General features: G+C 60.9%; 10 protein-coding genes. 7 read left to right on the top strand and 3 right to left on the bottom strand.

What is annotated here, in order from left to right:
* Positions 1–240 precede the first annotated feature (240 nt).
* The 5 genes from B0G74_RS43750 (at position 241) to B0G74_RS43730 (ending at position 5,079) form a co-directional block, all read left to right on the top strand.
* The gene (locus B0G74_RS43750; protein WP_243658593.1) at positions 241–1,386 is read left to right on the top strand and encodes a porin; all 1,146 of its coding nucleotides are present in this window, start codon (positions 241–243) and stop codon (positions 1,384–1,386) included.
* A 577-nt stretch (positions 1,387–1,963) separates the two neighbouring features.
* The gene (locus tag B0G74_RS43745) at positions 1,964–2,284 is read left to right on the top strand and encodes a hypothetical protein (protein ID WP_132384043.1); all 321 of its coding nucleotides are present in this window, start codon (positions 1,964–1,966) and stop codon (positions 2,282–2,284) included.
* A 149-nt stretch (positions 2,285–2,433) separates the two neighbouring features.
* The gene (locus tag B0G74_RS43740) at positions 2,434–2,928 is read left to right on the top strand and encodes a DUF2844 domain-containing protein (protein ID WP_132384041.1); all 495 of its coding nucleotides are present in this window, start codon (positions 2,434–2,436) and stop codon (positions 2,926–2,928) included.
* Between the two features lie 27 nt (positions 2,929–2,955).
* On the top strand, positions 2,956–4,200 hold the full coding sequence (locus B0G74_RS43735) for a DUF3443 family protein (RefSeq protein WP_132384039.1): 1,245 nt from the start codon (positions 2,956–2,958) through the stop codon (positions 4,198–4,200).
* Positions 4,201–4,356: 156 nt separating this feature from the next.
* Complete coding sequence (locus tag B0G74_RS43730) at positions 4,357–5,079, top strand: response regulator (protein WP_132384037.1); 723 nt, start codon at positions 4,357–4,359, stop codon at positions 5,077–5,079.
* A 318-nt stretch (positions 5,080–5,397) separates the two neighbouring features.
* On the opposite strand, the gene B0G74_RS43725 is transcribed toward B0G74_RS43730, so the two are convergent.
* From B0G74_RS43725 to B0G74_RS43715, 3 genes are all read right to left on the bottom strand, one after another.
* Positions 5,398–6,153, bottom strand: coding sequence for a TetR/AcrR family transcriptional regulator (locus B0G74_RS43725; protein ID WP_132384035.1), 756 nt, complete (start codon positions 6,151–6,153; stop codon positions 5,398–5,400).
* 140 nt (positions 6,154–6,293) lie between these two features.
* A complete protein-coding gene (locus B0G74_RS43720) occupies positions 6,294–7,436 on the bottom strand; it encodes a zinc-binding dehydrogenase (protein WP_132384033.1) in 1,143 nt (380 codons plus the stop codon).
* A 100-nt stretch (positions 7,437–7,536) separates the two neighbouring features.
* A complete protein-coding gene (locus tag B0G74_RS43715; RefSeq protein WP_132384031.1) occupies positions 7,537–8,292 on the bottom strand; it encodes a TetR/AcrR family transcriptional regulator in 756 nt (251 codons plus the stop codon).
* Positions 8,293–8,435: 143 nt separating this feature from the next.
* On the opposite strand from B0G74_RS43715, the gene B0G74_RS43710 reads away from it, so the two are divergent.
* Both B0G74_RS43710 and B0G74_RS43705 read left to right on the top strand, forming a co-directional pair.
* Positions 8,436–10,109: a bifunctional 3-(3-hydroxy-phenyl)propionate/3-hydroxycinnamic acid hydroxylase gene (locus B0G74_RS43710; protein ID WP_132384422.1), complete on the top strand. Its 1,674-nt coding sequence runs from the start codon at positions 8,436–8,438 to the stop codon at positions 10,107–10,109.
* 11 nt (positions 10,110–10,120) lie between these two features.
* Complete coding sequence (locus B0G74_RS43705; protein WP_132384029.1) at positions 10,121–11,191, top strand: VOC family protein; 1,071 nt, start codon at positions 10,121–10,123, stop codon at positions 11,189–11,191.
* Positions 11,192–11,196: the final 5 nt, after the last annotated feature.

Genomic DNA, 11,196 nt, shown 5'->3' with positions numbered 1-11,196 from the left:
TCAAGCCGTACAGACACCACTCCTGGTGTTAGCTCCGTAACGTGAAAATTACATGCTTGACATATTTGTACAAACACACGTTGTCCAAATTTCAAAAAATTCACCATGCATACAAGGCTAGACTTTCGTCTCCCGCAAACGCTGCCCTGTTTGCGAGGAGTACTCAGTTATGAAGAGTCTTGATGAAGTACAAAGTATTGTCTGCCACGCTGCTTGCAGCACTCGGTACGACCGCAGCGCATGCGCAAAGCATGCGTGACCCTGTACGGCCTGCTGGATGAAGGCATTAGTTATAGCAACAACACCGGCGGTCACAGCATTCTGAAGTTGACCGACGCCATGATGCAAAGCAATCGTTGGGGCCTGAGAGGCGCCGAAGATCTGGGTGGTGGCCCGAAGGCACTGTTCGTGCTGGAAAACGGCTTCACGCTGAGCAACGGCAAGCTTGGCCAAGGTGGCCGCGAATTCGGCCGAAGCGCCTATGTCGGCCTGTCGAGCAGCCAGTTCGGCACCCTGACCATGGGTCGTCAGAACGAATTCATGTACGACTGGGTCAGCCATGTATCGATGGAAAACTTCAACGGCGCAGGTGGCAATACCTTCGCGCACGTGATGGACAACGACAACATGCTCGGAACGTTCCGCGTCAACAACGCGGTGAAATACCAGAGCCCGAATTACTATGGCCTGACCGTCGGCGCCTTGTATGGCCTCTCGAACCAGGCCGGCGGCTTCGCGAACAACCGTGCGTACAGTTTTGGTGCCATGTACAACAACGGGCCGATTCTTGCGACGTTGGGTTACACGCAGATTAACAACAACATCAACAGCCTCAACAACAGTGGCGCAGTTGATAACAGCGCCAATGGCAGCGGCACCGGTGACCAGAACTTTACCGCAGGGCGTCAGCGTACCTTCGGTGGCGGCTTGAACTACACGTTCGGCCCGGCCAAAGTTGGTTTTGTGATCACGGACACCAAGCTGAACAACGCAACCGCTTTCCCCGGCGGCGGTACGTTGACGGCTGCAAACGCCGCTTATGTTCATTTCACGAACTATGAAGTGAACGCACATTACAGCCTGACCTCGGCGTTGACCCTGGGCGCAGCTTACACGTTCACCGATGGCAAGTTCGACAACACTGGGAACGCGGCATCGCCGAAGTGGAACCAGCTCAGCCTGTTGTCGGATTACGCCCTGTCGAACCGCACGGACGTCTACGCAGTCGCCAACTGGTCACACCTGAGCGGCGGTCTGAACTCGGCGGCACCGGGTAATTCGAGCTTGACTGCATTTAAAGGCGCAAGCTCCTATGTCGGCGGGATTGCGGCAACGAAGAACCAGGGGTCGTGGGCGCTGGTCTGCGCACCCGCTTCTAAGGCCTGATCGAACGGTTGAGGAACGCCGGGCTTGCGGCAATTCGCGTGTGGCAGGCAGGCGTGTTTCTCAGCCGGCGATGACTGATATTTGTATCGTTGGGGCTCGATTCGTGGGAGCGGAACATTCGCTTCCCCGGGAGAGAGCCTGCTACCGCTATTGAGATACTTGATCTCCCTCGCACGCATATCGTTCCACCCGAAAAGCGCATCGAGATAATGCCGGGGTATCGCGCGCGGGATACACGATGATCAGTCTGCGGCACTACTGCCGCGATTGATCTCGTCCGATGCCCGTGCTTCCTCTGCCGCGCCGCGCTAAACCTTCGAAACCCGCACCAGTTGATTGAAAATTATTCTAGGCGTGAACCGCTATGCCTTGTCTCACATAGGCCGCTCTAACCGGTAACCGGTACAAAAAATCACGGTGTTCCCCACCTCGGCGGTACGCCGATACGAGAGACTGGATATAAAACTCATAGTTGACAAATATCTCACTAACGAGTTAAATATCGGCGAAAGACAACGTGGCCGTTTCGGCCAACCGCAAGCACGTCTCGCCGGGATTGCAACTGAAGGAAAGGGCCATGAGCGTGGCAACACATAGAGACCGATTCATAGGCAACGTCCTCGGCAGTTGGGTGATCGCCTGCTGTGCAATGGATGCCGTGTGCTATTTCCTACCCGACATACGGCAGCTAGCGCCGTTCCCGCCAGCTTTCGAACTGGCGACGGCGACATGTGTGGCGGCGCTGGCCGCGCTGTTCGTGCCATCGCTGTGCAGTTGTTTCGTGGCACGCCGCGCAGGGTTGCTCGGCCATGATGGCGCGCATTACGCGGCATGGTGCGGGCGTCTGACGGGGCTGATTCTCGGTGTATTGGGCGATGTCACGTTGCAGGGGATCTGAGACAAGGGGGATGCGTTTGCGGTTTGCAGGATTCTCGTCCAGTTCGCAGATGCTGGCGGGCACTGCGGTCGACGACGAGCGCTATGGTGACATCACGGCTCGAGCCTCACTTCGGCGATAACGATATTTTGAAGAAAGGTAGGTTTTTCATGGGCAGCTATTTCCTTCGTGCGACGTTGACGGTCGCACTTGCGACTTTTGGTTTGCTGAATGCGGCGATGCCGGCTCAAGCGGCACTCAGCGGAACTCCTATACCGACTCCAGTCGGCGCGTCCGTCGAGACGATCGCACCTCCGTCACTCCCCGTTTGCTCGACCGCTTCGGCGAGCTACACGGTCAGACAAACGAACTTGCCTTCGGGCACCGTCGTGCATGAATACGCCGGGCAGGACGGCAACGTGTTCGCGATTGCCTGGAGTGGCCCGCGCATGCCCGACGTTGCCGCTTTGTTCGGAAGCTACCTTCCCCAGGTCACGAACGCCGTCGAGGCCCAACGCGCGCAACGCGACGGCGGCCGTGGGCCCGCCAGGATCGACCAGTCCGGGCTAGTTGTGCGCTCGGGCGGCCATATGGGTTTCTTTGCCGGCCAGGCCTATCTTCCCCAGATGCTGCCGGCGGGAGTGACCGGCAGCGATATCCGGTAACCGAGTGACAACAAGCGGAGAATTATTGTGCGATCAGGCAACACTTTCCGGCGCGCGGTCAGCGCCTTCGGCCTTTTTGTTGCCGCGGTATCGATTGCCGGATGCGGCGGTGGAGGTGACGGCGACAGCAGTAGCAGTACTTCCAGTTCCAGCGGCAGTTCGTCGACCAGCGCGAACAATCAGGTCGCTGTAACCGTTGCTCGTGGAGTCGAGGGAGTCGCCAACATTCCGACGGTCAGCATCACTGTCTGCGCACCCGGCAGTACGATCGATTGCCAGACCATCGACAACGTTCTGGTCGATACCATGTCGTACGGTTTGCGACTCGCGAACACGGCGGCGTCTCAGGTTCTCGGCAATCTTGGCGTCGAGACGGACCGTAGCGGCAGTCAGATTGCGGAATGCTCGCTTTTCGCAGATGGGTATATGTGGGGAACAGTACGTACAGCGGATGTGAAGGTCGGCGGCGAAACGGCAAGCAGCGTTCCCATTGCAATTGCCGGCGACCTGTCGTCGTCCGCGCCCAGCAGTTGTAGCGACCGGTCGGTCGGCGGCGCCTTGAACACAGTGAGCGCAATCGGCGCGAACGGAATTCTCGGCATTGGCGTGACACCCTACGACTGCGGCACCTCCTGTGTAGAAGACGCGAGCGACAGCACCTATTACAGCTGCCCGAACGGCGCCAGCTGCACGCAAACCACGATTGCGCTGGCGAACCAGGTGACCAATCCGGTCACGAAGTTCTCCACCGACAACAACGGTGTCGTTCTGGCGATGGCGACGCCGGCCTCGGCAGGGTCGTCTTCGGTTTCCGGCACGCTAACGTTCGGCATCGGTACGCAGTCGAACAACACGTACTCGGCGTCCCGGAAGTTGACGACGAACTCGTACGGCGACGTAAACAGCACCATGGTTAGCGGAAGCTATTCAGGCTCCGCTTTCTTCGATTCGGGCTCGAACGCCTACTTCTTTACCGACTTCTCGCTTGCAACGTGCTCGGACAGTGCGTTTTACTGCCCTTCATCGGCCACGACCCGCAGTGTGATGGTCTCGAGCTATTCAGGCACCAGCACGTCGGCTACGGTCACCATGGCGGTCGCCAATGCCGATTCGCTCTTTGCGAGCGGCAACTATGCGTTCAACGATCTCGCGGGCGAAGGTGTTCCTGGCACGGTCGATATCGGCCTGCCGTTCTTCTACGGCACCAGTGTCTATTTCGGCTATGACCAGACACCGCTGGGCGGCACGCAGAAGCCGTACGTGGGCTTATAGCAGTTTCCGCTCTTATGATGATGAGTTGTACTGTCGGCCCCGGCTCCAGTCGTCGAGCAGCCGGGGGCCGTTCTAGTCGGTACCATGCCGCCTCGCCCATTACCCTGAAGGTTGCCCATGGTCGCAAACCCGTTCTCGGACGTTAGCTGCGTTACCATGCCAGCCCGAATTCTGGTTGTCGACGACGACGTCCGGTTGTGTGATCTGTTGCGCCGCTATCTGGCCACATGGGGTTTCGAGGTGTTCGTGCAACCCGACGCGCGCTCGCTGGAATGCAGACTGCAGCGCGAACGCCCGGACCTGGTCGTGCTCGATCGGCTGATGCCGGGTGTCGATGGACTTGCAGCGCTGCGCTTGTTGCGTGCATCAGGCAACGATATCCCGGTCATCATGCTCACCGCCCGCGCTGATGAGAACGATCGGATCGCCGGTCTCGAACTGGGCGCCGACGACTATCTCGGCAAGCCGTTTGATCCGCGCGAACTGGTGGCACGGGTTCAGTCAGTGCTACGGCGCCCGCGTGCGCTACCTGTTTCCGGTATGCATCAACAGCGGGCGCCGTTCAGATTCGGGCGGTTCGTACTGGATTTTCAGGCGCGCACGCTGAGCATGGCGGACAAGGCATTCGCTTTATCCGCCGGCGACTTTGCGCTTCTGCAGGTTTTCGTCAGTTCGCCCATGCGCACACTCACTCGCCAGCGTCTGCTCCAGTCTCTGTATGGCCCGGAATGCGACACGAGCGATCGCGGCATCGACGTCAAGATTTGGCGCCTGCGCCGGATGCTCGAAACCGACCCGTCCACACCACGCATCATTCAGACCGTACGCGGCCGCGGCTATATTTTCGTGCCGTCCGGCGAACAGCATATGCGGCCGTAAGGGGTTCCGGTTCGGGCGTTCGAGAATGCGGTGAGCGGCTTCGCGGTCTCACACATGAAAACCTCGACCAGACAGCCGCGTGCATTCGGGCGTTTTCGGAGCACTGCGGCGCACCGCTGCCCTTGCCCGCGCCCCCCGCGCACGGACTGCTGAGTCTATGCCGACGGTGTGAGCCTTTTCCAGAAGTGGAATCCGGAAGCGGTCTACCCGGTGTTGCGCGTCGTCTCTTCAGATGGACATCCGGGCGTTGTTCAGTGCTTTCGTTCAACACGAGCGGAACGAGCCACTCTAGCCAGCGCCAATCGTCCTGCCTCGGCCTCAATCGGCATTCAGCTGCGACTCCACCACGGGCAATGGCCGGCGTGCGATCCTGTTCGCTTCCGCACGTCCGATGCCGAGCGTTTGCAGCAGCGCCGTCGCCGCTCGCTCCGGGAAGTCCTTGCTGCGTAATCCGAGCTCGCCCAGCGCGCTAATCTCCGGGCCGATCGGAGCGTCGCCGTACAAATCGACCGCGATGGCAGCCAGTACCGTGCCGCCCACCGAAAGGAGCGCCATCAACGGATCGGCAATGGAGAAACGTTTGGCAGCGATGCCTTTGCGGATGTCCCGCGAAAGCCGCTGACCGAGACCACGGTTCAGTGCATGCGGGGAGAGACCTTCGCGAATCAGGAACTGCCCCCATACGGGTTCCCGGCGTGCGCGCAGCAGCGTATGGCGCACACTGACGGAGATGACTTCCGCTGGATCGGAGAGGTCACCGGCAAGGCGTTCCAGGGTGTCGGCGAAATCTTCGAAAACCTGGTCCGTGAGTGCCGCATGAATCGCCTCTTTGGACTCGAAGTGGTTGTAAAACGAGCCGAAACCGACATCCGCGGCTTCGGTGATTTCGTTGATGGCGACGCCTTCCATCCCTTTTTGCGCCATCAGGTTGAGGGCGGCTTCGAGTAGCCGGGCGCGGGTTTCGCGTTTTCGGCGGGCACCGCGTGGCTCACGCTCTTCCGTGCCCGGGGCAGAGGGCGCCGCAGCAGCCGCGGCGGGACGCTTGACTGTTCGCCGAATAGGAGATTTCTGCATGGTAACTGGAGGTGCAAGGAGACAGAAGTGTAGATTCTAACGTCATGGCTGACAAGGTAAGCACTTTTGAGTGAAAACTCCTCTCGCCGGCCATGAACGTAGAAGTGCGTGTTGAAGCTTCAGCACTACGTCGTACCGCGTCATTGCCTCTCTGCACCGTCAGCAATCACGCGTGGTGGGATTCGCGAGGCCCGGGCGCCATTGACGTTGGACGAGAATATCGGCTCCGATCCACCTGCGGACACTTGCACGACGATTTTGCCAAGGTGTGGGGATTGTCGCGCAGCGTCATGGGCCGCACTCAGCGCTCGGAAGCCATAGGTGCTCAGAGGGGGCGTCGACAGGAAGCCGCGTGAAATCGAGGTTGCCAGAGCGTCAAGCCTGGCGGCACCCGGCTTGAAAAACACCCAGCGATAATCAATTTCGCGCCGCGCTGCGGCGCGCATCGCCTGGTGCCTGTAGAGACCACTGCGGACCAGCCCCGACACCAGCCCTGTCTCGTCGACGATGTCCGGCACCGGCGTGACAGGTGTTGCGTAGCGCCCCCCAGCAGGCAATGTCTCGATGAAGCGACGCTCAATGGAAAAACGGGCATCATGCGACGCAACGAGATCGAGCAGGGTGTCGCATTCCGCGATGCCGCGCATGATTTCGTCGGTTCGCGAGTTGAAGCAGGTGCACGGCGCGCGCCCCTTCAACGCGTCGAACACGGCCGGCGCCGCACTGACGAAAACGGTAGCGCCCCATGCGTGCAACAGGTCCAGCAGGACCAGGCCAATTCCGCCGCTCGCGCCGTGAATAAAGACGCGGCGTCCTCTGGCCTGTCGCTCGTCGAGTCCCGCCGCCTCGAGCAGGCGAAGTGCGGTGACCCCCGCATACGGCAGACTCGCGGATTGCGTTGCGGTTAGTTCCGCCGGGGCCGGACTTGCCAGTGCGCTGTCAATCTGGATATGAGTGGCATAGCTGCCACGTCGAAAGGGTGGCAACCCGAACCACACGGCCATTCCCGGTTGTAGATGGCACACCCGCGTACCGACTCGCGTCACAACGCCGCTGCCGTCCCGTCCAAGCTGCAATGGCAGACGACCGCCTGCGCCGAGTCCGAATATGCGTCGGCCGTAACCGCTTGCCATCAGCAAATCTAAGGGATTGACTGAAACAGCGGACACGGCGATTTCGACGCTGTGTGTCGGCAAGGGCGGTTGTGGCCGCTCTACATAACTGAACCGCGCGGGAGCCTCGCAATACTGATTGACCAGGGCGACGATGGCAGATTGGCGCATGGTGGAGCTCCGTTGATTGCTTCGAATCCGTCGCGGGTCTTGTGGACGAATGGGTCCGGCGCCCGCGCAATGTGGAATTGGAAACTGACCGTGTAGCTCTTCAAATCCCCTGGTTTGGCAATACCACTCCAGGCAAAGGCCGGTGAGCGATTTCCTCCGCCTCCGAACGTGGGAGTCCCATCAATTGCAGCAGAATCGCGGCGGTGCGCTCTGGAACATTTTCGCCGCTGAACCCGAAGTCCCTGAGCGCACTGGCCTGCAACCCGCCCGCAATAGCGAAACGGAGCTCCACGGCGATCGCCGTCAGGATCATGCCGCCAGCCGAAATGAAGCTCATGAGCGGGTCGGCGATCACAAAGCGCTTCGCTGCGATACCTCGCCTGATATCCCTTAGCAACCGGGGACCGAGACCCCGGTTGAGATTACGCGCGGCGAAACTCTCGCGGATGAGGAACTCCCCCCAAATTGGCTCTCGCCGCGCACGCAGGAGCGTGTGGCGCACCGATACGGACATCACCTGAGCGGGGTCCGACAGGCCGCCGATCGCGCGGTCCACCTCGTCCGCAAAATCCTCGAATACCCAGTCTGTCAACGCGGCGTAAATCGCTTCCTTCGACTCGAAATGGTTGTAGAACGAGCCGAAACCCACATCCGCTGCTTCGGTGATTTCGTTGATGGCGGCGCCCTCCATCCCTTTTTCGGCCATGAGTCTGAGTGCCGCTTCGAGTAATCGCGCGCGCGTCTCGCGTTTGCGGCGGGCGCCGCGCGGTTCGCGTGCTGCCGGGACGTCCGCAGACGTCGTCGGCGCCGCCTGAATGGGGTGCTTGCCCGGGCGGCGAGTAGGTGGGTTCGGCATGAGAGGTCGGACGGATATGGAAATCCGAGTATAGAGGTAAACCTCATGATTGACAATTTACTCATGCATGAGTTTAATGTCGATAAATGCAGAGAAACCATAAGATCAACGGATACGGAGTCATGGTGGAGACAGGCGCACAGATGAATGATCGGGCCGCTGTCGGTTGCGATTCGCTACAGCCGACTATCGGGGGCTTGCCGTCAACCGTCGACGTGCTGGTGGTCGGCCTGGGCCCCGTCGGCGCGGCGGTGAGCAACCTGCTGGCGCGTTACGGTGTTCGTGTTCTGGTTATCGACAAAGCGACTGATATCTTCATGGCACCCCGCGCCATTGCTCTGGATAACGAAGCGCTGCGCATCCTGCAGCTGGCCGGTGTGAACGAGGGCGATTTCGAGACGGTGGCGATACCGTATGTGCGAATGAGATCGCCAACGCTCGGCGAGTTCGGCAAGGGCAACACGCTGGGCAGCCTGGACGGACACCCCAAGCTCGTGACGTTCTATCAGCCAGAACTGGAGCGTTGCCTGCGCAACCGGCTAAAGACGTATAACCATGTGCAGGTTGCGCTTGGCATCTCGCTTGCCGGTTTTGAATCGGGAAAGGAGTCGGTCGTTGCATCACTGGACCTGGGGCAGGGACAGACCCATTCGGTAGCAGCCCGGTACCTTGTCGGTGCCGATGGCGCCAGTTCACTGGTGCGTCAACTGATCGGGCTGGAATTTAAAGGCAAGTCCTTTACCGAAGACTGGCTGATTGTCGACGCGCGCAAGGTTCCACACCCCATCGATCATGTCGAGTTCATCTGCGACCACCGCCGGCCGACTCCGCATATGACTGCGCCCGGCGAGCGTGAGCGCTGGGAGTTCATGCTCCGGCCCGGGGAGACCCGCGAGGAAATGGAATCCGATGTGCGTATTCGAGAGTTGCTTGCACCGTGGGGGAACGTAGACGACATGATCATTGAACGCAAGGCAGTCTACCGTTCCCACGCGAGGACGGCGAGCGCGTTCAACCGCGGGCGCGTCTTTCTGGTGGGCGATGCTGCGCATATCACACCGCCGTTCGCCGGGCAGGGACTGGTCGCCGGGCTGCGCGACGCGGCAAATCTATGCTGGAAACTCGCATGGACCATTCACGGTCGCACTGCGCCGCAGGTTCTCGAGACCTACGATCAGGAACGCCGCCCTCATGTGAAAGCGATGATCAAATTCGCCAGGTTCATGGGGAAGCTTGTGATGCCGCGTAATCGCGTTACCGCTTTAGTCATCCATGGCCTCTTGCGTACCACACGGCGCGTGCCGCAGATGCGCGCGTATTTCGAGGAACTGGAAGTCAAGCCGAAACACACTTTCCGACGCGGGCTGTTCGTCGGAGGCCACACGCATAGCAGGCTCACTCGCGGCGCAGTCATTCCTCAGGGCTGGGTGCGCGGCCCGGATGGCACAACGTGTCTGAGCGACGACATACTCGGCACGGGTCTCGCGCTGATCGGGTTCGGCCACGACGCGGGCACAGTACTCGACGCCTGTACGGCTGCGGCGTTCGCCGCTGCTGGTGGCGCTGTGGTCCAGATCGCGCATCGCGGGCAGCGGCTGCATCTGGCGCAACGCGGTAGCTGGGAGGACCTGGACGGCGTGTTCCTTCCGCGTGCCGTGCCGTTCGGCTGGGCAGCCGTGGTCCGGCCCGACCGGATGATCGTCCATGATGGTCCCGCGATCGATGCAAACCGTCTGGTGCGCGAAAGCCTGGCTTTGCTCGGCACACCTGTCAACGCGACGGCACATTCCGCCGAATATGCCCTACCTTCCGTCTGAGGTTTTTTCCCATGAAGCTGACTACCCCACAGCCAGTTCGCCATCCGCGCCCGACGACGAAAGCGTCCGCACTGGCTTATCTGATTTTCGACCGCCCCGACCTCGCCAGGGCCGAGCAGTTTCTGAACGATTTTGGGTTGCGCACCGTATCGCGCGACAGCGAGCAATTGTTCCTGCGCGGCACGAGTGCCGCGCCGTTCTGTTACGTGGTCCGTCGAGCTGCAAAGGCGCGTTTCGTCGGACTCGGTTTGCGCGTGAACGACATGATCGATCTTCGGATGCTGTCGCGCCTGCCCGACGCGTCGGACGTGGAGCCGTCGAATTGGCCGGGTGGCGGCCATCGCGTGCGCCTCACCGACCCCTCGGGTTTCCGCGTCGACGCGATATGTGGACAAATTCCCGCTGCAGCGCTCCCTCATCGAGCGCCGCTGCCGTTCAACTCCGTGGACGCCGCGGTCCGCATCAACGGGACACAGCGCCTGCCGGCCGAACCGCCGGAGGTCATCCGGCTCGGACACGTTGTGCTCGAGCTGGCCGACTTCCAGAAGACCTGCGCGTGGTACACGGAGCACTTCGGATTCGTCCCGAGCGACGTGCAAGTGCTTCCCGACGGCTCGCCCGCGGTCGCCTTCATGCGGCTCGATCTCGGCAGCACGCCCGCCGATCATCACACGCTTGCGCTGGCTCAGGGCTTCGCGCCGCTTTACAGCCATAGCGCTTATGAGGTGGTGGACGCCGACGCAGTCGGCATGGGCCAGCGCGTATTGCGCGACAAAGGCTGGACGCACGCCTGGGGTATCGGGCGGCACATTCTCGGCAGTCAGGTTTTCGACTATTGGCAGGACCCGTGGGGCGACAAGCACGAGCATTACTGCGACGGCGATCTTTTCACCTCGGCCGAGCCGTTAGGCGTGCACGCCGTCAGCCGCGAGGCGATGTCGCAGTGGGGGCCGGCCATGCCGCGCAGCTTCACCAAACCCAGGTTCACGCCCGGCAGCGTGGCGGCGCTCGTCCGCAATCTCCGTCGCAGTCCTGATGTGACGGTGGAAAAGCTCAAGATGCTTGCCCGGCTGTTCGCCTGACGCAG

The sequence above is a fragment of the Paraburkholderia sp. BL9I2N2 genome, from assembly GCF_004339745.1.
Lineage (GTDB): Bacteria > Pseudomonadota > Gammaproteobacteria > Burkholderiales > Burkholderiaceae > Paraburkholderia.
The sequence above is the reverse complement of the archived record's forward strand: the minus strand, read 5'-3'. Positions and strand labels throughout refer to the sequence as shown.

Coding starts and splice junctions, on each gene's coding strand:
- B0G74_RS43715 (WP_132384031.1), bottom strand. CDS start 8,292: ATGCCGAACCCACCTACTCGCCGCCCGGGCAAGCACCCCATTCAGGCG.
- B0G74_RS43705 (WP_132384029.1), top strand. CDS start 10,121: ATGAAGCTGACTACCCCACAGCCAGTTCGCCATCCGCGCCCGACGACG.
- B0G74_RS43740 (WP_132384041.1), top strand. CDS start 2,434: ATGGGCAGCTATTTCCTTCGTGCGACGTTGACGGTCGCACTTGCGACT.
- B0G74_RS43745 (WP_132384043.1), top strand. CDS start 1,964: ATGAGCGTGGCAACACATAGAGACCGATTCATAGGCAACGTCCTCGGC.
- B0G74_RS43720 (WP_132384033.1), bottom strand. CDS start 7,436: ATGCGCCAATCTGCCATCGTCGCCCTGGTCAATCAGTATTGCGAGGCT.
- B0G74_RS43710 (WP_132384422.1), top strand. CDS start 8,436: ATGAATGATCGGGCCGCTGTCGGTTGCGATTCGCTACAGCCGACTATC.
- B0G74_RS43725 (WP_132384035.1), bottom strand. CDS start 6,153: ATGCAGAAATCTCCTATTCGGCGAACAGTCAAGCGTCCCGCCGCGGCT.
- B0G74_RS43730 (WP_132384037.1), top strand. CDS start 4,357: ATGCCAGCCCGAATTCTGGTTGTCGACGACGACGTCCGGTTGTGTGAT.
- B0G74_RS43750 (WP_243658593.1), top strand. CDS start 241: ATGCGCAAAGCATGCGTGACCCTGTACGGCCTGCTGGATGAAGGCATT.